The organism is Rhodococcus qingshengii JCM 15477 (genome assembly GCF_023221595.1).
Lineage (GTDB): Bacteria > Actinomycetota > Actinomycetes > Mycobacteriales > Mycobacteriaceae > Rhodococcus_F > Rhodococcus_F qingshengii.
In genome coordinates this window covers 5,586,410-5,610,802 of the sequence record NZ_CP096563.1, presented here as the reverse complement: position 1 = coordinate 5,610,802, position 24,393 = coordinate 5,586,410, and the positions used below count along the sequence as shown (strand labels likewise).

Sequence of the window (24,393 nt, the reverse complement as noted above, 5' to 3'; positions counted from 1 at the left end):
CTCACTTGCGCGCGCGGTGGCGTCGCACCGCGTCGCGATTTGCACACGTGGGGGAGCAGTACCGCTGATTGCCGTTGCGTGAGGTGTCCGCATAGATGTTGGTGCACTCGTCCAGGGTGCACCGACCTAATCTGTGCATTCCGCGGCCGACGAGGTGCAGCGCCGTGCCTACCGAGAAGAGGGCTTTGAGGACCTCGGCGAGCGACTGTTGCGGATCGCGGTAGTGCAGATGCCACCCGTCGTTTGCGTGGTTGGTCATGCGCGGATACGCCGACGCTTGCTCGAGCATGACGTTCACCAACTCGGCGCGGGCTGCCTCCTCCGTGACGTCGACGATTTTCGACCACTCGATCAGAAGGTCGAGGGTCTCGTCGAGGTCCTTCTCGGCGATGGGGAAATCGAGAATGATGCCTGCATCGACGCAGCGTTCGACGAGTTCGGCCAAGGTCTCGGGATTTCGATTGGCCAGGTCGGCGGCCAGCGTCACCGCATATTCGCCGTAAGGGTTGAGATGCACAATGCCATTACATCATGCTCGTCGTATGAAGAAAACAGATTTCGCGCCGATAAGTTGCATCCACCGCTGGGAGATCGAATCTCGGCATCAGACCAGCGAGGGGACGGTCACCTACCTGCGCTGCCATTGCGGGTCGTGGCAGACCTTGCTCGCCGAATGGGTGTCGGGCGGTGCGGGCTCGGCCGTCGCTGCGCCGATCAAGGTCAGGTCCAGGTAATGGTCAGCTAATCGCTCCGTTTTGCCTCGGGTGACATGGAACGTGTTCTAGATTCAGGGTTGTATGCCTCGGTATCGCGGCGCAGACTCTGAAAGGGAAGACGATGCAGTTCAACCTCGCTGATGTATTCGAAACCGTCGCCAGCTCGGTGCCTGATCGCGTCGCCTTGACTTACGAGGGAGAGAACTTCTCCTACGCTGAGCTGGACGCGGAAGCCAACCGAACGGCCAACCTGCTCGCGCAAGCCGGCATCTCGCGCGGCGATCATGTAGCCCTGTTCCTGAAGAACAGCGTCGAACATGTCACGTCGATCCTCGGGTTGATCAAGATCCGTGCGGTCCCGATCAACGTGAACTACCGGTACACGCCCGCCGAGCTCGAGTACATCTTCACCAACTCCGACTCGGTCGCAGTGGTCGTGGAACTCCCCGAGCATCAGCGTGTCCTTGCTTCCCTTTTCGGTGCATGCCCGAAGGTGAAGACGGTGATCGTGATCGGCGAGGTCGAGGCCGAACTGGTCGCTGCCGCGAAAGCGCATGAAGTGTCGGTGGTTTCCTTCGACGACGCTCGCGAGATGTCACCGGTAGGGGAGTTCGATTCTCGTTCGGGCGACGACGTGTACCTGCTCTACACCGGCGGGACGACCGGATACCCGAAGGGTGTCATGTGGCGTCACGACGACTTCTTCCGTAAGCCGCTCTCCGGCGGAAATCCGTACGGCGAGGAAGCTCGACAGGACCTCGCCGAGATAGCCAGCGCTGCAAAGGAATTTCCGGAACTCTCGTTCCTCATTGCCGCCCCCCTCATGCACGGCGCAGCGTTGTATTCGCTGTTCACGTTCCTCACCCTCGGCGCGCGCGTGGTTCTACGACGAGAATTCGTTGCGGAGAAGGTCGTCGAAGCGATCGAGAAGGATTCGGTACAGGTGATCTTGATCGTCGGTGACGGCATGGGACTGCCGTTGGTCGACGAGATGGAACGACGCAAAGACGAGGTCGATTTCAGCACCCTGTTCTCGATCACCTCGGGTGGTGCGATCTGGTCCACCAGCGTTCGGGATCGCATGCTGGCGGTGAAGCCGGACCTGCTGTTGCGCGACAACTTCGGAGCCTCGGAGTCCGGTAACGACGGCGCCTTCTCCATCGACGAGGCGGGGAATCTGCGAATGCCGCCCTCGCCGAACATGATCCTGGTCGACGAGCGGCTCGAAGAGATCCCCGCCGGCTCCGACGACGTGGGCTACATCGCGCGTATCGGAAACGTCCCGCTCGGGTACTACAAGGATGAAGAGAAGACCGCCCGCACGTTCCCGACCCGCGCTGACGGCACCCGTCTTTCGGTGCTCGGCGACATGGGCAAGGTCGAAGCGGACGGCACGATTGTCTTCCTGGGTCGTGGCTCGCAGTGCATCAACACCGGTGGCGAGAAGGTCTTCGCCGAAGAGGTCGAGGCCGCCCTTCACGCGCATCCGGCAATATCGGACGCACTCGTTGTCCCCGCGCCCGACCCGCGCATGGGGCAGCAGGTCGCAGCGGTGATCGCGACCTACCCCGGATCCGACGAGTTGACTCTCGAAGCGGTACAGGAACATTGCCGCAAGACGTTGGCCGGCTACAAGGTGCCGCGCACGATCGTGCTGGTCGATGAAGTCAAGCGAACCCCGGCTGGTAAGGCGGACTACCGCTGGGCGACGACACTGGCATCGACCTAGCAACGTGGAATGGGCGACGACGACCTTTCACACGGATTTCACCACGACATAAGAGACATACCGGAAAGATGGTGCAGAGTAAGTCGTTCGCGCCTTGCGTCGTCACTCCACGAAAGGGCCTTGTCTCATGCTCATCATCGGAATACTCCTGTTCGGGATCGTCATCGGAGCGGGAGCCCAGCTGATTCTGGGGAAAACGACCGCACGAGTGGACTGGACCTTCGCGTTCATCGCGGGAATCGGTGGTTCGCTGGTCGGCGGATTGCTCGTGAGTTTGATTGCAGGCGACGGATTATCATTGCGCCCGAGCGGCATCCTCGGGTCCCTTGCCGGCGCTGTCATCATCACCGCGGGGTGGCAGTGGTACCGCGGGAGGAACGCAACTACAACTACGCGTCCGTCTGATCGCTGATTTTTACAGTTCCGTCAGGGGACGGAGAGCGTCGACATATGACCGAACTACTCGATGAAGTCCTCACCGCACATGGCGGAGTCGAAGGTTGGCAGTCTGTTTCAGCGATCACGGCACGGGGACGTTTGGGCGGTCTGCTGCCTCAGCGCTTCCCCGGCAACAAGCTGGCGAAGTTCACGGTCGAGGTTGAAGTCGCCGAGCAACGCACTGTCCTCCAAGACTTTCCGCGTGTCGGCGAGTGCGCTGTGTTCGACAAGGGCGTCGTGCGGATCGAAACTCGTGACGGCGAAGAACTCGGGAGTCGAACCGACCCACGTCCAGAGTTTTTCGGGTTGAGTGGAGTCCGGCGCAACCTCCACTGGGACGCGCTCGACACCGCTTACTTTGCCGGCTACGCCTTTTGGAACTATCTGAACGCACCGCTGCTGCTCGCCCGCGACGACATCACTGTCACCGAAGCCGAACCTTGGCAGGAATCCGGGCAGCAATGGCGACGACTACAAGCAACGTTCGCGCCGGCGATCGATACCCATTGCCGGCAGCAGACCTTCTATGTCGACAACGGTGGCCTCATCCGCCGTCACGACTTCGTCGCCGAACCGGTAGGCAGCTGGGCGAAAGCTGCTCTCTACTGCGACCAGCATCGCGAGTTCGACGGTCTCACCTTTCCCACTCGACGACGTGTGCTCCCGAGAGGCCCAGGCGGCCGCGTTCCCTCGCGGCCGACGCTCCTGGCGCTCGACTTCGACGACATCGAGATCAAGCGATGAACATCAGTTACTGGTTACCGGTTGTCGAGTGTGAACAAACGGAACACGGTCCGCATGCACAGAACGACGCCGACGAAGCCCAGTACCGCACTCACGAGTGCATAGCCCGACAGCTGAGGTGTGAGTTGTGGTCCGCCAGGTACGAACAGAAGGATCGCCGCGACAATCAGCGCGGTCACCCCCGCCGCCATACCCAGGGCGTTGTTCGCCGACCGTCGTAGCCATCGCCTGTCGTCGGGGTGTGCGACCGAGCGAGTGCGAAGTGTGAAGCTTCCCGACGCGATCGAGGTCGCGATCTGATCGAGCTGACCAGGCAGGCGCCTGACCACCGCGGTTGTGACCGCCGTCGTCGACAGGATTGCCTGCGCGGCTGCAGTCGGGCTGGCGACATGGGTCAACAGTCGGGGTACTTCGGCCCGTACAGCAGCGACGAGGTCGATCTGCGGATCCAGGAGCCGCAGGGCGCGCTCCAAAGACGCGAGCGAACGGAAAGCGGCGGCGACGTCTCCCGGCACTCCGATTCGGTGTTCTCGAAGCACGGTGAACATTCGCGCGAACGATGCCATGGAAATATTGGGTTGGACACTGAGCAGGGTGATCTCTCGGCCCACCTGGTGACGTAGTGCTCCGCGATCAACTTCGGGCGGTACGTCGAATGCCATCAGCATCGCGTCGACTGTCGCCACCGGATCACCTGCGAGGGCAGCGTTGAGGAGCACGGCGAACAAGATCCGTGTCTCGCCGTCCAGAACCCCTACTGCGCCGAAGTCGAGGAGCCCGACCCGGCCGTCATCGAGGATCATGATGTTGCCGGGGTGCAGGTCCGCGTGAAACACGCCGTGGACAAAGATCCCGTCGAGCAACGACGCAAGAAGTTCGTTGGCGATGCTGCTGCGGGTGTCGCGGTCGAGGCCGGTGAGCGCCGACTCACCGTCGGAGAGCGGTGTGCCGTGAAGACGTTCCATCACGAGCACCCGTCCGCTACTGAGGTTGGGGTAGATGTGCGGAACGACGATATCCGGGCGGTTCGACATGGTGGAAGCAATCGCGCCGGTATTCGCTGCTTCGGTGCGGTAGTCGAGTTCCTCGAGCAGTGACGTGACGAGGCCCCCGGCGAGTCGGTGAACGCCGATATCGCGTGCCCAGGGAAAACGGGTCTCCGCGCGGGATGACACGCGAAGGAAGATATCGCAATCCACGCTCACTTGTGCGCTCGCCTCGGGCCGTTGAACCTTCACCACAACGTCGACGCCTTCAACGGTGCGCGCGGAATGTACCTGTGCGACAGAGGCGGCGGCGAACGGCTCCACATCGAACCATGCGAACACCGACTCTGGTGCGTCGCCGAGTTCCGATGCCAGTAGCTCCGCAATGCGGACTGGATCAGCCGGTCGTGCCGAACTTTGCAGAGACGAGAGAGTGCGAGCCAACTGGGGTGGTATGAGGTCGTCTCGCGTGCCGAGGATCTGTCCCAGCTTGACGAAAGTGACACCGCACCGGTTGATTACTTCCACCAGCGCGTCCCCGAACTGAGGCGCTGATGGCCCAGCACGGAGAGCGGGCCCGCCTCCCGCTCGCACGACGATGCCCATGATCTGGACGTATCGCTTGGTTCGTCGCCACGATTTGCGGCTGCGCTGCAATGCTTCTGGCGGTCCGGGGATGGACCCTGTTGGAAGGACAACTTCGAGGAAAACCAATGCGGCCAGGCATGCTGCGAACACCCAGAGCGCGACAACTCCGAAGAATATGAGCGCTGTTCCTACGCTCACCAGAAGTTGATCGTCCTGGCTGGCAATTCCTGCAAGTGTTGCGACGTATCCCGACAGTGGAACCCCCACCGAGAGTGCTATCACCGCGACCGCAAGGGTTCGCGGCCATCCGACTCTCGTCCCCAGCGTTCGTCGCATCACGCCCGCCAGTGCTGCTGCAAGAAATGGCGTCGTGACGATCCAGACCATCAAGTCCATTGCGATAGCGTACGGGTTCGCAATCTGCGATACATCCAGGAAAACCCCGAGCCCACCCCGACTGCCGGGTAACAAGCCCGACAGTGCCCAAGCGTCGAACATGCTTGGGCACTTCGGTGTTCATTCGCTCCGATGTCGACTCGTCCTGATCGACCGTCCAAAACTGCGTTCACTGACCATCCGCGAGGCCGAACTGCGCATCATGCTCGTCAGCGATGTCCCGGCCACCTTTCGCGAGGAGCAGTACAGCCGAAGAACAGGCTGCGATGGACGCCGAGCAGAAGTGAGACCGAGTGGACTCCTTTAAAGAATGGGGCCGCCGGTGAACAGGTTGACGAGACTCACCGCGAAGAACTGGACGATCGCTATGGCGGTGGCAAACGGGTCGCCCGCATACGTAGCTTGGTTGACCCATTCGTTGAATGCGTTGATCGAACCCATTGTGATTCCTCCTGAGTAGTGATGGCGTGACTGATTGAAACTGGTGGTGCGACACTCGACACGAGGGACGTCAGTACGGACCCAGCGCAGTTGGGCATATGAGGCCACGAAAGGTCAGTGACGAGCGCCGACAGTACGCTGCGGTTGCGGCCCTCTGTGTTTCGAATGTAGTTCCTCGACTTGGGAATACCGTGAAGGACGGGCGGATTCGGCTACGAGTATCCCGCGACAGACGACATCGTCAATATTATGATGTCGGCAACAAGCGCGACGACGGCACCAATCGGATTCTGGACAATCCACGAAATTACTTCAGTCATGTTCTCGGTCCTTCCTTAGCGTAAGACGCGTGATCGAATACTCGACCAGCTATTGCAGTACCCGGCCCCGTTCGGCGAATTAAGCCTTTGCCGAAAATGATTGGCGCAAACAGATAGATCGCACACCGGGGCGTTGAATCAACTCGCCCAATCGTTGCACCTCTATGCTCGGGGTTCGATTCGTTACCAACATCTTTCGGAGAAGGGGTGATCAGTCCCATCAGCGATCGGTACCCCGCGTGCGAAACCCTTTTCCGTAAACACCTGCCCAGCAACGTCGTAACGTCAGAAGTGGCAGTTGGCGAGGCCGACCGTCTTCTCGAGATCGTGGCGAGTTTTGCTGGGCAGATGTGACACTACCTCGCGGTCTCGCCGGATCAGTCTTCCTTTCGGACATCGATGGCTGTTCTTCGTGTGGTTGTTACACAATCGACGGAATCGCTGTTGGGGGTGGCGATGCGCAGCTATTTCCCCTGCGAATCTTCAGGAATTGCCTGCGACACCCGTGGATACGGATCCTCGATCTCCACCGAGCGCAATTCCGTGTGCCGACAAACATCGCAGTGCTTCCGACCGGATCGATGCACCCAGAACCAATCGCCGTCACGCACAAAGGGCCAGACGGTTCTGGGAAAGACCCAAGCGCTCCTGCAGTTCCCGGCGATCTGTTGTGCCAGTTCGAGTTCACACTTGATCTAACTGGTCGACGCATAGTGGTGTACCGGTAGCCAAAAGAGTCCCGCCGGTCGGTTAGTGTTGACGGTGAGATACGACGCGGAGGTGGCTGTGAGAATCTGGAACTGGTTGATGCTCAAAATTTCAGCAATCGGTGGGTCGCCGAAGTTTCGGAAGATAGTCGACAGTCCGATTTGGGCGGGCGCCAATGACCGCAAGCTCTGACTGAGCGGGCGGCAGATTCTCCAATTTGCAATTGCCGACCTGCGACTGCGAGCACGCTCACGGCCTGCTGCGACGGCAACGCGACTGTCGACCTGAATTTATCCGCAATCGATATGGGAGGGCTTGTGGGAGTCTGGGGTCCGGGAAATTTTGACAGTGACACCGTCGCGGATGGGTTGGGGGCCCTGACCGGTCGAATCGTGGACGACATCACTGCCGAGTTCGAAGACGATTCGAGTCTGGAGCCGGATGAATGGGGCGGGGAGATGGTGCCGGCGTGGCTCGAGATCCTCACCGATATTGCCCAGACGAAACGAGTCGGTGTGACGTTTCCATCGACGCAAGTGCTGATCGACTGGCGCGATCGATATCTGCGCGTGTGGGATGGCTACATTGACGAACTCGAACCGGACGAGGATCACAAGGTCGCTCGACGTGCAGTGCTCGTCCATACCTTCGAACAGGCCGTCTCCCTCGCAGCCGAGCGGGAACAAGCCTAGTCCTTCGCTAACCGCCGACGTCCTTGCATCCAAATTGAGTGGATCCACGTTGCGGCTCGCAGATATGGTCCACTGGTGGCGCATCCGAATGGTCGAAACGACAGTCCGATCCTGGTGATTGGTGCCGGCGTCGTCGGCGCGTCGATCGCGTATCACCTGGCGCGCGTTGGTCTCCGAGTCACCGTGCTGGAGCACGGCTCGGTGGCGGGAGGGGTGACCGGCAACTCCTTTGCCTGGGTCGGCCTCTCGAAGAGTGCCGCAGAAACTTACTCAGATCCGTTCCGGCAAGGCGCTGCAGTCGAATTCGACCGCCTGGAGCGCGAACTCGTCGAGCCAATCGGTTTGCGCCGCAGAGGCGCGATCACCTGGGAAGAGACGGAAGCGGAGACTCGAGCGTTCGTAGATGCTCATCGAGCACTCGGCCATCCCGTCGAACTCATCGGTAAAGAGGAAATCCTTGCTCGTGAGCCGGGATTGCGGACGGCCCCCTCGGTCGCATCGTACGCGCCTGATGACGGTGGCGTTGACCCGGTTGCGTTCGCTCGATCGCTCCTGCGAGGTGCCGAAGCATACGGTGCCACAGTGTATTCCGATGTCAGTGCGCTCGGGGTGCTCGCGGAGGGCATGAGAGTGTGCGGAGTAATGACTGCCGACGGTCCCGTCTACGGATCGGCCACCGTGCTCGCTGCGGGTACCGCGATTCCTGGACTCGCGGCGTCGGCGGGAGTGGACGTCGAGGTCGACGCCTCCCCGCGTTGCCTCATCAGATTCTCGACGCCCTACCCATTGGTGAACGGAATACTCTCCTCTCCGGATTTCGAGATCCGGCAATTGGACGACACGACACTGATTGCGGCTGAACATGTTCCGGTCGGGTTCTCCGGAGATGCTCGTGAGCTTGCGGGGCCGACGCTGCACGCGATCCGCAGTCAGCTCGAGGACGGTGACCAAGTGGAACTGATCGAGGCGGTAGTCGCTGACCGTCCCATCCCGCGTGGTGGCCGCCCGCTGCTGGGCTTCGCCGAAGGCGTGTCGGGGCTCTATCTGGCCGCGACGCATCCGGCGATCATTCTGGCCGGAGCAATTGGAGCCCATGCGGCCGGGGACTTCGCCCGAGCGTCAACCCTGGACGGTTAGACGACGACGCCGGAGCCCGGTTCGACAAGGTCGAGCCGATATTGCGGTTCCTAGTTCTCTCTAGGACACGCGCTAGAGAGCGGGATATTCGTCTACTCGGCTTGTACCGTCGATGGGCATGGACCCCGTGCGCAATCCGTATGCCCCCGGTGCCGGTCAACGCCCGCCGGAACTCGCCGGGCGCGACAAGCAGATCGACGCCTTCGACGTCGTTCTCGAGCGAATTGCGCGTGGCCGCCCGGAACGAAGTGTTGTCCTCACCGGATTGCGTGGCGTCGGCAAGACCGTCCTGCTCAATCAGTTGCGTTCGGCCGCGATCTCCCGAAGCTGGGGGACAGGCAAGATCGAGGCGCGCCCCGATCAGGATTTACGACGCCCACTCTCGTCGGCGCTGCACATGGCAGTCCGAGAGATCGCGGTCTCCCATCGCGATCCGGAGCGGGTCGAGCAGTTCCTCGGAGTCCTCAAATCGTTTGCCCTACGCGCCACTGCAGACAAGGGAATGCGCGAGCGCTGGCAGCCAGGCATCGATGCACCCGCGATCAAAGGTCGGGCAGACAGCGGCGACATCGAGATCGACCTCGTCGAGTTGCTGCTCGATGCGTCGTCGCTGGCCAGGGATGTCGGCGTCGGGATCGCCATCTTCATCGACGAGATGCAGGACCTCGGAGCAGCGGATGTCTCGGCGATCTGCGGGGCCTGCCACGAGTTGAGTCAGGACGCGGCACCGCTGATTGTCGTCGGGGCGGGGCTTCCGCATCTGCCTGCTGTGCTGTCGGCGTCGAAAAGCTACTCGGAGCGCCTGTTCAGCTACCACCGGATCGACCGTCTCGAGCGTGAAGCTGCAGATCAGGCACTGATCGCACCTGCCGAGCGTGAGGACGTCGAGTTCACCGAATCCGCGCTCGACGCTCTGTACGAAGCGGCTGACGGGTACCCGTACTTCGTTCAGGCCTACGGAAAGGCCACGTGGGATGTGGCGGCGTCGAGTCCGATCACGGCAGAAGACGTGCGCGTCGGCGCGCCGACGGCTGAGGAAGAACTCGCTGTCGGTTTCTTCGGATCGCGGTACGAGCGAGCAACGCCCGCGGAGCGTGAGTACATGCGCGCCATGGCCGATCTCGCCGGTGACGACGGGCCCGTCGCAACCGCGAAGATCGCCGTCGAGTTGGGGCGCAAACCGGCTTCCCTGTCGCCGGCACGCGATGGACTGATCAAGAAGGGGCTGATCTATTCGGCAGAACGTGGATCCATCGGATTCACGGTCCCGCACTTCGGCCGATACCTGCGCGGACAAGCGGAGTGAACGCGCTCGAAACCGCGTGGGATCGGGTGGCGGCGCTCAGTCCCAATCCGCCGGTGTGGGTGGTTCAACTGGCCGCGTTGATCGCCGTGATCATCGTTCTCGAACCACACCTGTGGCGGATCGCCCGCAACGTCGTCACCATCGCACACGAGGGCGCTCATCTGATCGTCGCCGTCCTGGTCGGTCGACGGTTGAAAGGTCTTCGCCTGCATTCGGATACGTCGGGTGTCGCGATTTCGTCGGGCAAACCGACCGGCTTCGGCGTCATTCTGATGACGTTCGCGGGGTACGTCGGACCGTCGATTCTCGGACTCGGCGCGGCCGGGTTGTTGGGCGCGCAGCGCGCGGTCTCGGTGCTGTGGATCGGCGTATTCGTCATCGCGGTGATGATGGTCCTGATCCGAAACCTCTACGGAGTCTTCTCACTTGCCGTGGTGGGAGCCGTGTTGTTCGGACTCGTCTGGTGGGGGACCCAGGAGCAGCAAGTGGCCGCAGCGTACTTCCTGACGCTCTTTCTCCTCTTTGCCGGACCACGCCCGGTCGTGGAACTTCAACGGCAGCGAATGCGACGAGGCGGGGCACCGGACTCGGACGCCGACCAATTGGCCAGGCTCTCACCGATACCCGCGATCGTCTGGGTCGGGTTGTTCCTGCTCGTGAACGTCGCGGTGCTCGTGCTCGACGGATGGTGGATTCTGCGCCCGGTGGGTGGCTGACCGGATTGATCCGTTGTCCCGTCAGGACAACGGACCAACGATTGTTGATGCTCTGCGGACGTAGTCATCGCATGAAGGCGCTCATATCGTGGAAGTCGACGAGTGGCCGTGTGGGGACTTCACACGGCCACACCCGCAACGACTAAGACCGTCGACGATGACAAGGATTCGTTTTGGACGACAAGAACTTCCGCGGGCGAACCGCGATCATGTCCGGGGGAAGCCGTGGCATCGGACTTGCCATCGCCCGTGCGATAGCGCGCCGCGGCGGAAATATCGTGTTGCTCGCCAAGACCGATACGCCGGATCCCAGGCTGCCCGGAACTATCCACACGGCTGTGGACGAGTTGAACGAGCTCGAGGGTCATGCCGTTCCGGTCGTCGGCGACGTGAGGAACGACGACGACATCGCGCGGGCCGTGGCTGCAGCGGTAGAGCACTTCGGTGGCATCGACATCGTGGTCAACAATGCGAGCGTCCTCGACATCTCGAAAACCGAAGATCTCGCGATGAAGCGATTCGATCTGATGCAGCAGGTCAACGTCCGTGGCACATTCGCGCTCACCCGCGCCTGCCTTCCGTACCTTCAGGTTTCGGCCAACGCGCACGTGTTGACGCTGTCGCCGCCGCTCAACTTTTCGCCGCACTGGTTGGGTGCTCATCCGGGCTACATGCTGGCCAAATACGGAATGACATTGGCGGCCTTGGGCATCGCCGCAGAGTATTCAGGTGCACCGATTTCGAGTAATTGCCTGTGGCCGGAGACCATGATCGCCACGGCCGCTGTCGGAAACCTGCTCGGGGGAGACGACAGTATCGAGCACTCGCGTTCACCCGAGATCATGGCCGATGCGGCTGTCGAGATTCTCGGGCGTCCCGCCGGCACGGATACCGGTCGTACAGTGCTCGACGTCGAGATCTTGCGCGAGGCGGGGATCTCGGATTTCTCGCAGTACGGCGGTGAGTCACCGTTGGCGATCGACATCTTCGTCGACGCTCCAATTCCGTGATCTCGGGCGATCTACAGGTATCTAGCCAAATCGCTAGATACCTGTAGATCTTCCTCACGCCACTTCGTGCTCGCCGCCCGGGGCAACCTTCTGAAGTCCGCGATATGCGTCGCTGGCACTTTGGCGACCGCCGATGACGGCCTCGACCTCCGCGGCAATCGGCATGTCGACACCGTATTCACGGGCCAGATCCATGACGGTGGGGGCAGTCTTGACGCCCTCGGCAACCTGGCCGAGCTTGGCTACAGCCTCCTCGACGGTCAATCCCTGCGCCAGAGCTTCGCCGACGCGACGATTGCGAGAAGTCGGAGCCATGCAGGTGGCAATCAGATCGCCGACGCCCGTCAAGCCGGCAAAGGTGCGCGGGTTGGCGCCCATCGCCTCACCGAGTCGGGTCATCTCGGCGAGACCGCGTGCGAGCACCATCGCACGAGTGTTGTCACCGACCCCCAGACCGTCAGCCATGCCCGAGGCGATGGCAACGATGTTCTTGAGGATGCCGCCGAGTTCACAGCCGAGTACGTCGGTGTTGCGGTAGACGCGGAAGACCGACGATGCGAACAGGGGTTGCAGCGCGGCGGCGACACGATCGTCCTGGGTGGCCACGACCGATGCCGCGGCCATGCCGTCGACGATTTCTTTGGCGATGTTGGGGCCCGCGAGCAATCCGACGGGATGGCCGGGCAGGCACTCGGCGATCACTTCGGTGGGACGCTGCCGGGTGCCGGGCTCGAGGCCCTTGGACAGTGACAACACCGGGACCCACGCCCGAACCTCGTTGGCGATCTCGGCGAGGGTGGAGCGAACGGCGTGCGATGGCACCCCGCATACGAGTACGTCCGCTTCGCGGGCGGCTTCGACCAGATCCGAGGTTGCCTTGAGCCCCTTGGGAAGTTTGCGCTCACCAAGGTATTTGGAGTTGGTCCGTTGCGAATTGATCTCGTCGGCTGCTTCGGAATTGCGTGCCCACAACAGGGTCGGGGTGTTGCGGGCGGCGAGGCCGGCCACCGTGGTTCCCCACGATCCGGCACCGAGGACGACGACGCGTACCGGGCGGGCCATCAGAGTGCGCTGTTCTGGGTAGCGAGTGCTGTCATGGCGCCAAGCGTTCCACTTGCGGAGCAGTTGCGGGCCAATTCCGCCGAGTCTGTGGCTCGACTTACAGATGAGGCGGCGGTTCGGGGCTTTCGCGCATTGTTTCGACCGCTTCTGCGGATTCCGCGACGATCGAGCGCATGGCGGCTTCCGCGGCGTCGGCGTCCCCGGCCTGAATAGCAGATGCGACCACTCCGTGCAGGTGAATCGCTTCGGGGTCGGCCTCGTGGGGCATCAACGAGTGGCGGGTGCGGCCTTCGAGTATCTCGACGACGATCTGCGACATCGCCCGCAGCATCGGGTTGCCGGAAGCGGCGAGCAATGTGCGGTGAAAGTCGGAATCATGGCCGAGATATGCGTCGGTATCGGCAGCGCGCGAGGTAGCTGACATGCCGATGACGGCTGCAGTGAGAGCGCCGCACTGCTCAGGTGTGGCGCGAGTTGCGGCCAGTCGCGCAGCCAGAGGTTCGATGCCGGAACGGAGTTCACTGAGGATCGAAAGTTGCTCGAACCGATCAGGACCGGCCAGTTGCCAGCGGATGACATTGGGGTCGAGCGAGTTCCAGTGTTCGGAGCCCAGGATGGTGATTCCGACGCGTCGACGAACCGAGGCAAGTCCGAGGGATTCGAGAACGCGGACAACTTCGCGGATGACGGTTCGCGACACGTCGTATCGCGTTGCCACCTCGTCGGCGGAGATCGTGGTTCCCGGAGCGAGCACACCACCGACTATGTCTTGGCCGAGCTGTTCCAGCATCGAGTCGTGTAACTGCTGAAACGGGACAGAAGGCATACGTAGATCGTCCCATGCGTATGGAGTAAGCCCGGTGGAAGCCGAATAAATACTACAAATTAGTGTCTGCTCTTGAAATTGTAGGTTAATTAAGGAACAGTGACCTCAATCACTCATCGGACTGGGAGTCCCTATGAACACCACAGCATTGCTGGCGGCCGAGGTCGTCCCCGCTGGTAGCGACGCACGATTGATCATCGCTGCAGTCGCCGGCGTCGCGGTCATCATCGCGTTGATCACCTGGCTGGACCTGCATCCCTTCCTCGCGCTGTCCATCGGCGCGGTGGGCGTCGGTCTGGCGGCCGGCCTCGGATCGGCCGAGTCGGTCGCGGCATTCGCGACAGGCTTCGGGTCGACAATGGGAAGCGTTGGAATCCTGATCGGTTTCGGCGCGATGTTCGGCAAACTCCTCGCCGATTCCGGCGGTGCCGACCGAGTGGTCGACACGCTGGTCGGCCGTTCCAGCACCAAGGCGCTTCCGTGGACCATGGCTCTGGTCGGCGCAGTGATCGGTCTGCCGATGTTCTTCGAAATCGGTCTCGTCCTGTTGATGCCGGTCATCATCCTCGTCGCGCGGCGTTCCGGCTTGTCCCTGATGCGCATCGCGATCCCCACCCTCGCCGGCCTCTCGGCCATGCACGGGTTGGTTCCCCCGCACCCCGGGCCGCTGGTTGCAGTCTCGGCTTTGAACGCAAACCTCGGCCTCACCCTCGCACTCGGTGTCCTCGTCGCGATCCCCACTGTTGTTCTCGCCGGACCGGTCTTCAGTAAGTACGCCGCGCGGTGGGTCGACGTGAAGGTCCCGGATCTTTTTGTCACAGGCGAAGATCGAGGCGAGGAAGAGAAGAAGCAGCGTCCCTCGTTCGCGGCTACTCTCGCAGCGATCCTCCTCCCGGTTGTTCTCATGCTGGGCAAAGCATTTGCAGACGTGATCGCACCCGATTCCGAGGCACTCCCCAAGTCCGTCCTCGACTTCCTCGGAACACCCGTTGTGGCTTTGGGTCTCGCGGTTCTGGTCGGTATGGTGCTGCTGGGTCGCGGCGGCGGAATGGACCGCAAGGCCATCTCGAAGTCACTCGAGAGTTCCCTACCTCCCATCGCAGGCATCTTGTTGATCGTCGGCGCCGGTGGTGGTTTCAAGCAGGTCCTGATCGACACCGGTATCGCCGGAGTGATCGCCGACGCGATCAAGGGCAGCAGCCTCCCCGTGCTGTTCCTGGCCTGGCTGGTAGCGGTATTGATCCGCGTCGCAACAGGTTCGGCAACGGTGGCAACGGTGACGGCGTCGGGCATCCTCGCTCCGGTTGCGGCAGACCTCTCGTCCGCACATGTCTCGCTGATGGTCTTGGCGATCGGTGCGGGCTCGCTCTTCCTCTCGCACGTCAACGACGCCGGATTCTGGTTGGTGAAGGAGTATCTGGGCGTCAGCGTGGTACAGAACCTCAAGACCTGGACCGTGATGGAATGCATCATCTCGGTATCGGGCCTGGCCGGAGTGCTCGTGTTGAGCGCATTCATCTAGGTAGGCGAGCACATGAACACCGAAGCGGCACAGCAGAAGCAGTATCCCGTGCTCGTCCTGATGGGTGTCTCGGGTTCGGGAAAGTCGACGGTCGGCGGCATGCTCGCCGGAGCGATGGGTTGGGACCTTCAAGAAGGCGACGATCTCCACCCGCAGGCGAACATCGACAAGATGGCGACCGGGCATCCGTTGAACGACGAAGACCGCTGGCCCTGGCTCGACAAGATCGCCGTCTGGATCAAGAGCCATACCGACGCCGGTCAGCCGGGCATCGTCACGTGTTCGGCACTCAAGCGCAGCTACCGCGACGTGCTTCGCGGTGAGCACGTCGTGTTCGTGCACCTCGCCGGTTCGCGGGATCAGATCGGCCAGCGATTGACCGCTCGCCTCGATCACTACATGCCCGCCTCGCTGCTCGACTCCCAGATCTCGACACTCGAGGCCGTCGACCCGGACGAACAGGCCATCGTCGTCGACGTGGGCGGGAGTCCCGCCAAGATCGCGGAGGAGATCCTGCGACGCGTGGAGACATTCGAATACTGAGCAAGCCCGGCGTGTAAGCACCCGAGGTTCGGGTTACGGTGCTTGGGTGACTGCTGCTGAAGAAGGCCACGACGTCGATCAATTGCGTGTCGATGCCCAAGCGCGTCTGGAAGTCGCGGTGGGTGAGGGGCGTTTGACCCTCGAGGAGTACTCGGACAAGGCGGCAGTGGTGTGGTCGCCCACCGCAGATCGAGGGCAGCTCGAGCAGATCGTGCCGTTCAGTGCGGCACCACCTGCTGTGGTGTCGCCGCCGCAAGCAACGATCGTCGGTGTCTTCGGTGACACGAAGCGCTCCGGCCGTTGGTCTTTGGCGAAAAAGACACTCGCTCTGCTGTTGTTCGGGGACGTCAAGTTCGATCTGCGATCGGCAACCATCACAGCGTCCTCCTCGACGATCACCATCGTGTCGATCTTCGGGGACACGAGGCTGCGGGTTCCGGAGGGTGTTTCAGTCGAGTTGGGTGGCTTCGACCTTTTCGGAGATCGGGAATTCGACGGGGGTCGACAGGATCCCGGCCCAGGTGCACCGGTTATTCGTGTCGTCGCGTATTCGTTGTTCGGCGATCTCACCGTGCGTACCGGCTAGCTCGGACGCCGTGACCGACTTCGACTTCCACAGCGTCTGGACGCTTCCTGCCTCTGCTGACCGCGTCTACGAGGTTCTCGCGGATGCCGAACGGTATTCGCAGTGGTGGCCTCAGATACGCCGAGTCGGGACGATCGACGAGCATTCAGGCTCCATGTCCATCCGCAGCGCTGTCCCTCTGACGCTGCTGGTCTTCGGGCGACGCGAGGTGGAAGACTCAGTTGACCGCTATCTGAAAGTGCGTCTCACCGGCGCAATGACCGGGTGGAGTAGCTGGGCGGTGCGCCCCGCTGGATCTGGTTGCGCAGCCGAATTTCGGCAACAGGTAGCGGTGTCCGGAGCGCTTGGTCTGGCCGCGAAGGTCGCGAAGCCGCTGTTCGAGTGGAATCATGAAGCGATGATGCGTGGAGGGCACCGCGGACTGTGCGCATATCTCTCCCGGCCGTGATCGCGACCAGAACTTGCACACGCTCGAGCAATTGATCCATACCCGTCGTGTCATTTTGACGCAGCGTCAGTTATCGTTCACATCAGCAGCCGACAAGTATGTGTAACTCAAATGCACAAAACGGCTTGACCTGGGAGGACGCTATGCGGACGCGAGATTCGACGGTATGGCATTGGAACGTGAGTCCGCGAGCGCGGGTTATCTTCTGCCTGACCAGGACGTTCGTGAAGCCGATGTTCACCCTCTGGCCGACCACCGAACGTGGTATCCGCCAACTCGAGCGACTCGACGCGATGGCGGACAAACTGCCGAAGCCGAAGAACCTCGATATCGAGCCTTTCACGCTGGGTGGTGTGCCCAGCGAGAAGGTGCAGCATCCACGCAAAGCGCAGGGCGAGTTGGCCGGCGCCACGATCCTCTACTTCCACGGAGGGGGATTCGTCTTCTGCGGTCTGGCAACGCACCGGGCACTGTGCGGTTTGCTCTCTGCGAAGGCCGGAGTACCGGTGATCTCCGTGCGCTACCGCCAGCTGCCGGAAGGTTCCATCGGCACCTCCGTCAAGGACGCAATGGCCGCGTACACCGCGTTGCTCGAGACAGCCGAAAACCCGAACAAGATTGTGGTTGCCGGTGACTCGGCGGGCGGATACCTGGCCATGAAGGTCGCCGAAATTACCGCACTGCGCGGAATCACGCGGCCCGCTGCCGTGGTGGGATATTCCCCTCTTCTCAACGTGAACCTCGAGGACCATGATCCCGATTTCATGAAACGTGATGCCTACCTACCGATGTCACAGGTCGAAAAGCTCAAGGACCGGTGGCTCGAGGGTCCGGACGAGATTCCTGGTGCGCAGTCGCCGATCAACGCCGACGCCAGTCTGATTCCGCCGTCGTTCCTGGTGTCCGCCGAATACGAACTGATGCGTCCGGACGTCGAGATCATGACCGAAAACTTGATCAAGGCAGGACAAGCCGTCGAAACGCACATCTGGAGTGGGCAGATCCATGCTTTCCCGGTGATCGGGAAAGCTCTTCGGGAGGGGAAGGCGATCGTCGATCTCACGATCAAGTTCCTCGAGCGAACGATGGCATCGCAGAACCAGATCAGCGCCTGACGCTGCTTTTCAGCCGATCGATGTGAGTGTTGCGTAGTCGTCGTTGTCGAGAACGCCGTCGACGACTGCGCGAACTTCCGAGGCGTGCAACGTGATCGAACCGCCGTGATTGTCGAGGAAGGCTGTGTCTGCGGCATCTCGGCCGGTCGAGATGCGCACAAGATTGCTGCGCGGCGCCAATTGCGTTGCATCGACCACGCGCCAGACGTGGTCGATATTGGCTTCGACTACGGCGTGAAAATCCATCGGATCGCAGCCCGGCGCGTAGACAGCCACCAGTCGAGCGGGAATCCCCACGGCGCGCAGCAGTGAGATGGTCAGGTGCGAGTAGTCGCGGCACACTCCGGCGCCGGCGAGCAAGGTGTCGACCGCACTGTCGGTGCCGCGACTGGTGCCGGGAACATAACTCAAATGTGTACTCACCCAGCGAGTGACTTCGACGAGGAGTTCGGCCGGGGGAGTGGCGAGATCGAATTGCCCGGCGACAAAACCGAAGAACTTGTCGGCCTCGGCATACCGGCTGGGGCGCAGATATTTCGACACGTCGTAGTCGCTGACCGACGCCGGTTCTGCGCGGCCGATGACGGTTGCGTCGTAGCTGACGATCAGTTTGCCTGGAGCACAGTCGAGTAGGTGGATCCGGGTACCGTGTTCGGCGGTGATCTCGCGGGGTTCGAGCGGATTGCCGTCATGGACGAACGACATCGTTTCCAGCAGTTCGACACCCGGCGCGCGCGTCACCGCGATCTTGAACTCCAGGTTGGTCGCCTCGTCGATCTCGATGTCGAGCAGGGCGGCGACGGTACGTTTCATCGGGCCATCTTTACACCGAATACGGACACCCACCACCTGGAGGATTGTGACGTGCGATCAGGCTTCGGGGTAGTCGACGTCGACGCCGCTGCTGAGGTCGCTGCACTCCACCAACTCGACCCCGTGTTCGCGTAGGTAGGTGTTGGCGCCGCCGTCCCCGGTGAGTGACTTTGCAAGCGTCGGCCAGTGATCGCGTCCGATCAGGACGGGATGGCCGGGACGGCCGTGAAAGACAGCTCTTCGCAGTATGTTTCGTGATGGGGAGCTGTGACCCACGATCCGCGTCACGGTGTCTGCGTTGAGGTCCGGGACGTCGACCAGGGAGATCGCTGCCGCATCTGCGTCGTCGATTCGCATGGCGGCTTCGAGTCCGCAGCGCAGTGACGCGCTCATTCCGTGTTGCCAATCCGATATCACCACAATGACATCGGTGGTGGGCAGTAGTTCGAGGGCGTCCTCTGCCTGCGCGCCGAGCACCACGATGACCGGTGAGAGGCCTGCGGACTGCAGTGTCGTCACCCCGTGGTGGAGCCAAGACTGACCCTCGGTGTTTGTGACGAGCGCTTTGGGTTTGCCCATGCGGGATCCGGCCCCTGCCGCCAGCAGGATCCCGCACGTAGACATGACTATGCTCCGGTGACCCGCGGACGCAGCCACTCGACCAGATCGTTCAGAACTTCTTCCTGCTCAGGCTCGTTGAAGATCTCGTGGTACAGGCCGTCGTACACCTTCAAGGTGACATCCGAAGAGCCGGCCAGATCTGCGACGAGCTTGCTGCCGGCCGGGTCCGTCAAACGGTCGTCCGAGCCGTGTTGAAGCAGTACGGGAATGGTGAGCGAGGGCAGCCGCGCCGGGAAGCCTTCCGCGGCGGTGATCATGCCGCGCGCGATGCCGGCGGGAACCTTGCCGTGGTGAACCAGCGGGTCGGCGTTGTACTTGTCGACGACCTTCTGATCACGCGATACGGCAGCAGCTTCCAGGTTCTCGACGGGCACGTCCGGGAGGTATTTGCCGACGATCTTGCCCAGCTGCATCACGATCTTCGGAGTGCCGGTTGCGATGATCACCGCAGGTCCGGACAGGGCGAGGGCTTTGAGATCGGCCTGATGGTCGAGGGCGTAGGAAAGGGCGATCGCGCCGCCCATGCTGTGCCCGAGCAGGAACTTGTCCTTGCCGGGATGTGCCGCCGTCACGATCGAGAACAACGTGTGGACGTCGTCGGTGAAGTCGGAGAATTCCTTGAGGTGAACGCGCTTGCCGCCAGAGCGTCCGTGCCCGCGATGGTCGGGTGCGTACACGATGAGCCCGAGTTCCCCGAGCCGCGCAGCAACATGGTCGTAGCGCCTCGCGTGTTCGCCGAGTCCGTGGCACAGGACGAGAACCCCGGTGGGTTCGCGGTCCGGTGTCCACACGTCGTAGACGATCTTGGTGCCGGCCACTCCGGTGAACGACGACTCTTCGTGCTGCATTGTTGCGCCCTCTCTGCGACCGGTTCCGGTACGCGGATTCTCACATGCTATTCGCCGCGTGCGCAGGGCGCGGGTGTTCAGGGTGTGAGGTCGTCGAGGAAAATTCGACACTTGTTTGTTACGTCTGGTTACATTAACTTAGGGGCGTGACCGGACAAACCGTTGATCGTTCCGACCCTGTTCCCGCCACCCGCTCGCGCCGATTGTGGCGACCCGCGGTTCGGGCCTTGCTGGACGGCGCGCTACCGCTGATCGACAAGCGAATGGCGGAATCGGTACGCCCGTTCGATCGGCCCGACATGATGCGTCCGCACCTGGCTTCGCGGAAGTTCGCGTGGACGCACTACGGGATCTTCGTTCCCCGGCTGCCAGGGCCTCTCCGTTACCTCAACACCATGACGTTGATCGGTGCAACCGGGACGGTGGTGTTCGACAACGACTATCTCGCTGCACCAGACGCGCGAAACACCGCAACCGTGCTGAGTTCCACCGCAGCGCCGGGCCATCACTTCTACCGGGCGTACGACGCTGCCGATGAGTGTGCATTCGAAGAAGATGGTTCGCGAATCGCCTTCGGTGACAACCTGATCATCGAGAACAGCTATCCGAACTTCCGTGTCACCGGGCGATACGACTCATTCGACGTCGATCTCGAGATCGTGGCAACGGACCAAGCGTCGTGGTTCGTGCGTAATCCCGTCTACGACCACGTCAGTCTGCTGGCACAGTGCTCCGGAACAATTGCGAGTCCGGATGGACCGGTGAGTATTTCGGCTCCGTGCACCGTCGAGTACGCGCGGTGCATGACACCGCAATCGTTGACTCGCCGCGCGCTTCCCGAGTCGTGGAAGCTCCCGGCCGATTTTTTCACCTACCAGATCGTTCAACTGGACGACCGGCATCAGTTGTTGCTCACCGATGTTCGAGCGTCAGGCGTTACGGCGTGCAAGCTCGCCTACATTCGGACTGTCGACGGTAGTGCGAAGGTCTTCGACGACGTCGAGTTCGACGTGCTCGAGTACGCCGACGCATTGCACGTCGACCCACAGGGTCGCGAGATGCGTGTGCCGCGCGTACTGCGTTGGCAGGTGCGCGATTACGGTAGGACGGTCGTGGAGTTCGAGGCCGAGATCGACTCGGAGTGGCGCTACGGTCACGGCAAGGGATACGTCGGCGCGTACACCTACCGGGGAAGCTTCGACGGTGCGTCGATCAACGGCACCGGTTACATCGAATGGGTGGACTGCGAAGTGTAAGGCCCCTAGGGTGTATCGGTGCCTTTCGTAGACCCCGCCGCGCTGACGATTCGTCCGCAGAAGATCCTTGTCGCGGGGACTTCCGGTGCCGGAAAGACGACTCTCGCCGGTCGAATCGGGCGGCTTCTCGAGATCGAACACACTGAGCTGGACTCGCTGTTCCACGGGCCCGGCTGGATTCCGCTCGACAGTTTCGAAACCGAAGTACGACGCTTTTCCAGCGAGCCGGCCTGGGTGACCGAGTGGCAGTACGGTGCGGTGCGTCGACTTCTGGCCGAGCGTGCGGACCTGATGCTGTGGTTGGATCTGCCTCGGCGGACGGTGATGCGCCAGGTGATCACACGAACCGTGCGTCGGCGATTGCAGCGAGAGGTGTTGTGGAATCGCAACATGGAGCCGCCACTGCACACCATTCTGTTCGATCCGGATCACGTGGTGCGCTGGGCCTGGCGAACCGACGGACGCAACGAGGAGCGAATGGCCACGGTCCTTGTCGATGTGCCGTCGTTGCCGATAGTTCGGCTTCGCAGTCGAGAAGAGATCGAGGCTGTGCTCGAAGTCCTCGGCCGTCTGCCCTCAGATCGTCTGAGCTAGGCGAAATCCCAAGTCGTCGATAGCAAACGTCGGGTGGCTTCGCCTCCTTACGGTAGCGCCACAACCGCGCTCACTTTCGGCCCAACTGCCGCCGCGGAAGATCCGGTACGTGCCGTACACCTCGGGGTCGTAGAGATCCCAGCACCATTCCCAGACATTGCCGATCATGTCGTACAGGCCCCAGTTGTTGGGTGTCTTGGTTCCGACGGGATGCGCTCTACCCTCTGAATTGTCTCTGTACCAGGCAATCTCGTCGATCTCGCCGTAGCGGTAGCCGGAGGTGCCGGCCTTGCATGCGTACTGCCACTCGGCCTCGGTGGCGAGCCGGTAGCCAGTTGCGCCCCGGTCCCACTGCGGAGAATCGGTGTCGACGTCTCGATATGCGGGTGTCAGACCGTCCGCGACCGAAAGTGTGTTGCAGGTTGCGATGGCGTCCTTCCATGAAAGGTCGACCGCTGGTTTGCTCGAATCGTCCGACGAATCTCCGTGAAGCAGCGCCCTGGTGGTGAGATGGCGTGCGAGGCGGAAGGATTCGACTTTCGAGGTCCACGCAGTACCTTTGCGGTCGTCCCGAAGGTGCACCTCGCCGGCAGGGATCTCGATCATCAACTCCGCTGCTCCGGTCATTCGTCCATCATCGCAGAGGTTGTCGCTCACCCGGGGAGACGCTCGAACGCTGCTTGTGGATCAAGGCCGGTGCGCATGCGCCATGCGGTCAGCGCAAGTCCGAGGCAGACCACCTGTGCCGGATCGTCGAGGGAAACACCCATCAGCTTCTCGATACGCGTGAGCCGTGCATAAAGCGACTGACGCCGAATGCCGAGGAAATCCGCGGTTCTCGCCTTGCCGCCCCCGATGTGCGAGGTACGCGTCGAGCGTTCGGACGAGATCGGCGGAATGTGCTGTGTCGTATGCGATCAGCGAACCGAGTTGCTCGGTTACGAACACGGACAGCGAAGCGGGAGTCGTTCCGGCGGCGAGCAGTCGCTGGACGCCGACGTCCCTCGCGAGGATCACTCCGGTCCGGGTGCCGAAACGCCGCGCGATCTGGACGACTTCGCGAGCTTGCGCGACCGCAGCCCCGACGCCCGACAGATCCGCGACCGGCGTCGCCACTCCGAGCGTGCGTACCGCGGAACCGCCCGGCCCGCGGCGTAGCAGTTCGTCGGCTTCGGTGAACGCAGTCCGCACTCGAGCGGGGGATGCGGACGCCCACCCGTGCGCGAGCACGATGCCGTGATTGGCCGCAGTCCCGACGACACAGGAGCCGAATACGGCCCGCACGGCGTCGTGTACTCGGTCAGCGAGCTCTCGAACCGGGGTTTGCCGATCGATGTCGACAGCGGCGACGAGGACGTGGTGCCCCTCCGACAACGGCGTCCACCCGGCCGCTGTCAGTCGCTCGGACAAGTCGCCGTGCGATGTGAGCACACCGCCCACCACGTCGGTGATCACCGATTGGGCGAGTGACTGTCTTGGGCCGAGATCGCCGTGACGGCCGAGTTCCAGAGCTACCGCGACGGCGGCGCAGTTTGCGACGGCGGTTCGGCGTGTGGTTGCCGGCCCGCACAGGACAAGTCGACCGAGTGAGTTCGTCGGGCCGCGTACGTCGTGGATAGTGCGTTCGGTCTCGGATCGCTCTGCGCCGGTTGTGCTGCGCTCGACGGTTCTGCCATCCGCGTCGAGCAGATCGACGCCGCACCCCGCGAGTCGTGACACCTTGTCGAGCAGCGCGGTCATGCCCTGGCCCGCCACCACGAGACTCAGAAGTTCTTGCCAGACAGGCTCGCCCGCTTGCGCCGAACCGAGAGTGCGGCGGAGCATGAGGTCGTGAAAGTCTTCGACCATCCGCTCGAAGGGCACTACTGCGTGCAGGGCCAAGAACGCGAGTCCCCGTCGGCGCGAAGCTTCGACGAGTTCGGGAGGGGCCGTGAGGAACGAGCGCCCGACTTCCATCGCGAGTGCGACGCATCCCGCGTCCGCCAATTGGTCGATGTAGGCGGTGAGCTGCTCGGGAGATCGCCCGTGCAGACCGAGGCCCGTGGTCAGAAGGACCTCACCTCCGGACAGCAGCCCACCCATCTCGTACACCTCGGACGAATGGACCCAGCGGACCACCGCGGTATCGATGTCGCCCGCGAGCACCTCGATTGCGGCGGCCTTGAACGAGGGCATCGCAAGAACTTGTCGCAGAGTCGGGAGCATTTCTATATCGTCCGCCGAGGGGGCACT

Annotated in this window: 26 protein-coding genes and 1 pseudogene; 16 read left to right on the top strand and 11 right to left on the bottom strand. The window is 62.2% G+C overall.

Annotated elements, in window-relative coordinates; translation table 11 throughout:
- Position 1: 1 nt before the first annotated feature.
- A complete protein-coding gene (locus tag M0639_RS25850) occupies positions 2-517 on the bottom strand; it encodes a CGNR zinc finger domain-containing protein (RefSeq protein ID WP_003940315.1) in 516 nt (171 codons plus the stop codon).
- Positions 518-542: 25 nt separating this feature from the next.
- On the opposite strand from M0639_RS25850, the gene M0639_RS25845 reads away from it, so the two are divergent.
- The 4 genes from M0639_RS25845 (at position 543) to M0639_RS25830 (ending at position 3,627) form a co-directional block, all read left to right on the top strand.
- Positions 543-734, top strand: a complete 192-nt coding sequence (locus M0639_RS25845) for a hypothetical protein (protein ID WP_064073883.1) — start codon at positions 543-545, stop codon at positions 732-734.
- 103 nt (positions 735-837) lie between these two features.
- Entirely contained in the window at positions 838-2,445 is a 1,608-nt protein-coding gene (locus tag M0639_RS25840; RefSeq protein WP_003940081.1) for an AMP-binding protein, read from the top strand.
- Positions 2,446-2,572: 127 nt separating this feature from the next.
- Positions 2,573-2,857, top strand: a complete 285-nt coding sequence (locus M0639_RS25835) for a hypothetical protein (protein ID WP_003939785.1) — start codon at positions 2,573-2,575, stop codon at positions 2,855-2,857.
- 38 nt (positions 2,858-2,895) lie between these two features.
- Positions 2,896-3,627, top strand: a complete 732-nt coding sequence (locus M0639_RS25830) for a hypothetical protein (RefSeq protein ID WP_064073884.1) — start codon at positions 2,896-2,898, stop codon at positions 3,625-3,627.
- Positions 3,628-3,641: 14 nt separating this feature from the next.
- Here M0639_RS25830 and M0639_RS25825 read toward each other — a convergent pair whose 3' ends face one another.
- On the bottom strand, positions 3,642-5,597 hold the full coding sequence (locus M0639_RS25825) for an ABC1 kinase family protein (RefSeq protein ID WP_231915050.1): 1,956 nt from the start codon (positions 5,595-5,597) through the stop codon (positions 3,642-3,644).
- Between the two features lie 303 nt (positions 5,598-5,900).
- Complete coding sequence (locus tag M0639_RS25820) at positions 5,901-6,038, bottom strand: hypothetical protein (RefSeq protein ID WP_021345701.1); 138 nt, start codon at positions 6,036-6,038, stop codon at positions 5,901-5,903.
- Positions 6,039-7,458: 1,420 nt separating this feature from the next.
- Between M0639_RS25820 and M0639_RS25815 the strand changes: the two genes are divergently transcribed.
- From M0639_RS25815 to M0639_RS25795, 5 genes are all read left to right on the top strand, one after another.
- Positions 7,459-7,758: a DUF4259 domain-containing protein gene (locus M0639_RS25815; RefSeq protein WP_228232262.1), complete on the top strand. Its 300-nt coding sequence runs from the start codon at positions 7,459-7,461 to the stop codon at positions 7,756-7,758.
- 75 nt (positions 7,759-7,833) lie between these two features.
- On the top strand, positions 7,834-8,895 hold the full coding sequence (locus tag M0639_RS25810; protein ID WP_064073885.1) for an NAD(P)/FAD-dependent oxidoreductase: 1,062 nt from the start codon (positions 7,834-7,836) through the stop codon (positions 8,893-8,895).
- A gap of 118 nt (positions 8,896-9,013) precedes the next feature.
- Positions 9,014-10,201, top strand: a complete 1,188-nt coding sequence (locus M0639_RS25805) for an ATP-binding protein (protein ID WP_007729973.1) — start codon at positions 9,014-9,016, stop codon at positions 10,199-10,201.
- Positions 10,198-10,917 (top strand): M50 family metallopeptidase, encoded by a 720-nt coding sequence (locus M0639_RS25800; RefSeq protein WP_064073886.1) that lies wholly within the window; start codon positions 10,198-10,200, stop codon positions 10,915-10,917. Before M0639_RS25805 ends, M0639_RS25800 begins: the two co-directional genes overlap by 4 nt.
- Positions 10,918-11,090: 173 nt before the next feature.
- The gene (locus M0639_RS25795) at positions 11,091-11,927 is read left to right on the top strand and encodes an SDR family oxidoreductase (RefSeq protein ID WP_064073887.1); all 837 of its coding nucleotides are present in this window, start codon (positions 11,091-11,093) and stop codon (positions 11,925-11,927) included.
- Positions 11,928-11,981: 54 nt separating this feature from the next.
- Here the strand turns inward: M0639_RS25795 and M0639_RS25790 are convergent, their stop codons facing one another.
- Both M0639_RS25790 and M0639_RS25785 read right to left on the bottom strand, forming a co-directional pair.
- The gene (locus M0639_RS25790) at positions 11,982-12,989 is read right to left on the bottom strand and encodes an NAD(P)H-dependent glycerol-3-phosphate dehydrogenase (protein WP_003940093.1); all 1,008 of its coding nucleotides are present in this window, start codon (positions 12,987-12,989) and stop codon (positions 11,982-11,984) included.
- Between the two features lie 97 nt (positions 12,990-13,086).
- Complete coding sequence (locus M0639_RS25785; RefSeq protein WP_047272025.1) at positions 13,087-13,815, bottom strand: FadR/GntR family transcriptional regulator; 729 nt, start codon at positions 13,813-13,815, stop codon at positions 13,087-13,089.
- 133 nt (positions 13,816-13,948) lie between these two features.
- Between M0639_RS25785 and M0639_RS25780 the strand changes: the two genes are divergently transcribed.
- The 5 genes from M0639_RS25780 to M0639_RS25760 all read left to right on the top strand — a co-directional run bounded on the left by M0639_RS25780 (position 13,949) and on the right by M0639_RS25760 (position 18,029).
- Positions 13,949-15,337, top strand: a complete 1,389-nt coding sequence (locus M0639_RS25780; RefSeq protein WP_003939838.1) for a GntP family permease — start codon at positions 13,949-13,951, stop codon at positions 15,335-15,337.
- Positions 15,338-15,349: 12 nt separating this feature from the next.
- On the top strand, positions 15,350-15,880 hold the full coding sequence (locus M0639_RS25775) for a gluconokinase (protein ID WP_030536532.1): 531 nt from the start codon (positions 15,350-15,352) through the stop codon (positions 15,878-15,880).
- A 46-nt stretch (positions 15,881-15,926) separates the two neighbouring features.
- The gene (locus M0639_RS25770) at positions 15,927-16,466 is read left to right on the top strand and encodes a LiaF domain-containing protein (protein WP_030536533.1); all 540 of its coding nucleotides are present in this window, start codon (positions 15,927-15,929) and stop codon (positions 16,464-16,466) included.
- Positions 16,467-16,476: 10 nt separating this feature from the next.
- The gene (locus M0639_RS25765; RefSeq protein WP_054801947.1) at positions 16,477-16,914 is read left to right on the top strand and encodes an SRPBCC family protein; all 438 of its coding nucleotides are present in this window, start codon (positions 16,477-16,479) and stop codon (positions 16,912-16,914) included.
- Between the two features lie 143 nt (positions 16,915-17,057).
- On the top strand, positions 17,058-18,029 hold the full coding sequence (locus M0639_RS25760; RefSeq protein ID WP_054825391.1) for an alpha/beta hydrolase: 972 nt from the start codon (positions 17,058-17,060) through the stop codon (positions 18,027-18,029).
- Between the two features lie 9 nt (positions 18,030-18,038).
- Here M0639_RS25760 and M0639_RS25755 read toward each other — a convergent pair whose 3' ends face one another.
- The 3 genes from M0639_RS25755 to M0639_RS25745 are packed head-to-tail and all read right to left on the bottom strand — an operon-like array spanning position 18,039 to position 20,311.
- Positions 18,039-18,842 carry a transglutaminase-like domain-containing protein gene (locus tag M0639_RS25755; protein WP_064073888.1) on the bottom strand — a complete coding sequence of 268 codons (804 nt, stop codon included), beginning with the start codon at positions 18,840-18,842 and terminating at the stop codon, positions 18,039-18,041.
- Between the two features lie 57 nt (positions 18,843-18,899).
- Complete coding sequence (locus M0639_RS25750; protein WP_037128704.1) at positions 18,900-19,466, bottom strand: nucleotidyltransferase family protein; 567 nt, start codon at positions 19,464-19,466, stop codon at positions 18,900-18,902.
- Between the two features lie 2 nt (positions 19,467-19,468).
- Positions 19,469-20,311 carry an alpha/beta hydrolase gene (locus M0639_RS25745; protein WP_037128701.1) on the bottom strand — a complete coding sequence of 281 codons (843 nt, stop codon included), beginning with the start codon at positions 20,309-20,311 and terminating at the stop codon, positions 19,469-19,471.
- A 146-nt stretch (positions 20,312-20,457) separates the two neighbouring features.
- Here M0639_RS25745 and M0639_RS25740 point away from each other — a divergent pair, with 146 nt between their 5' ends.
- Together M0639_RS25740 and M0639_RS25735 are read left to right on the top strand one after the other, a co-directional pair.
- On the top strand, positions 20,458-21,567 hold the full coding sequence (locus M0639_RS25740) for a DUF6670 family protein (RefSeq protein WP_064073889.1): 1,110 nt from the start codon (positions 20,458-20,460) through the stop codon (positions 21,565-21,567).
- 18 nt (positions 21,568-21,585) lie between these two features.
- Positions 21,586-22,161, top strand: a complete 576-nt coding sequence (locus tag M0639_RS25735) for a P-loop NTPase family protein (protein WP_064073890.1) — start codon at positions 21,586-21,588, stop codon at positions 22,159-22,161.
- On the opposite strand, the gene M0639_RS25730 is transcribed toward M0639_RS25735, so the two are convergent.
- The 3 genes and pseudogenes from M0639_RS25730 to M0639_RS25720 all read right to left on the bottom strand — a co-directional run.
- Complete coding sequence (locus M0639_RS25730) at positions 22,144-22,788, bottom strand: formylglycine-generating enzyme family protein (protein ID WP_064073911.1); 645 nt, start codon at positions 22,786-22,788, stop codon at positions 22,144-22,146. The two genes, M0639_RS25735 and M0639_RS25730, sit on opposite strands and share 18 nt — an antisense overlap.
- Before the next feature lie 26 nt (positions 22,789-22,814).
- Positions 22,815-22,979 carry a helix-turn-helix domain-containing protein gene (locus M0639_RS25725; RefSeq protein ID WP_231915052.1) on the bottom strand — a complete coding sequence of 55 codons (165 nt, stop codon included), beginning with the start codon at positions 22,977-22,979 and terminating at the stop codon, positions 22,815-22,817.
- Positions 22,980-23,265: 286 nt separating this feature from the next.
- Positions 23,266-24,336 (bottom strand): annotated as a pseudogene (locus tag M0639_RS25720) (PucR family transcriptional regulator ligand-binding domain-containing protein); the annotation flags it as partial.
- Positions 24,337-24,393: the final 57 nt, after the last annotated feature.

Bases quoted from the DNA above. Each gene is read 5' to 3' on its own strand.
- M0639_RS25845 (WP_064073883.1), top strand. From the start codon at position 543: ATGAAGAAAACAGATTTCGCGCCGATAAGTTGCATCCACCGCTGGGAG.
- M0639_RS25840 (WP_003940081.1), top strand. From the start codon at position 838: ATGCAGTTCAACCTCGCTGATGTATTCGAAACCGTCGCCAGCTCGGTG.
- M0639_RS25835 (WP_003939785.1), top strand. From the start codon at position 2,573: ATGCTCATCATCGGAATACTCCTGTTCGGGATCGTCATCGGAGCGGGA.
- M0639_RS25830 (WP_064073884.1), top strand. From the start codon at position 2,896: ATGACCGAACTACTCGATGAAGTCCTCACCGCACATGGCGGAGTCGAA.
- M0639_RS25825 (WP_231915050.1), bottom strand. From the start codon at position 5,597: ATGGACTTGATGGTCTGGATCGTCACGACGCCATTTCTTGCAGCAGCA.
- M0639_RS25820 (WP_021345701.1), bottom strand. From the start codon at position 6,038: ATGGGTTCGATCAACGCATTCAACGAATGGGTCAACCAAGCTACGTAT.
- M0639_RS25805 (WP_007729973.1), top strand. From the start codon at position 9,014: ATGGACCCCGTGCGCAATCCGTATGCCCCCGGTGCCGGTCAACGCCCG.
- M0639_RS25790 (WP_003940093.1), bottom strand. From the start codon at position 12,989: ATGGCCCGCCCGGTACGCGTCGTCGTCCTCGGTGCCGGATCGTGGGGA.
- M0639_RS25785 (WP_047272025.1), bottom strand. From the start codon at position 13,815: ATGCCTTCTGTCCCGTTTCAGCAGTTACACGACTCGATGCTGGAACAG.
- M0639_RS25780 (WP_003939838.1), top strand. From the start codon at position 13,949: ATGAACACCACAGCATTGCTGGCGGCCGAGGTCGTCCCCGCTGGTAGC.
- M0639_RS25775 (WP_030536532.1), top strand. From the start codon at position 15,350: ATGAACACCGAAGCGGCACAGCAGAAGCAGTATCCCGTGCTCGTCCTG.
- M0639_RS25760 (WP_054825391.1), top strand. From the start codon at position 17,058: ATGCGGACGCGAGATTCGACGGTATGGCATTGGAACGTGAGTCCGCGA.
- M0639_RS25755 (WP_064073888.1), bottom strand. From the start codon at position 18,842: ATGAAACGTACCGTCGCCGCCCTGCTCGACATCGAGATCGACGAGGCG.
- M0639_RS25750 (WP_037128704.1), bottom strand. From the start codon at position 19,466: ATGTCTACGTGCGGGATCCTGCTGGCGGCAGGGGCCGGATCCCGCATG.
- M0639_RS25745 (WP_037128701.1), bottom strand. From the start codon at position 20,311: ATGCAGCACGAAGAGTCGTCGTTCACCGGAGTGGCCGGCACCAAGATC.
- M0639_RS25730 (WP_064073911.1), bottom strand. From the start codon at position 22,788: ATGACCGGAGCAGCGGAGTTGATGATCGAGATCCCTGCCGGCGAGGTG.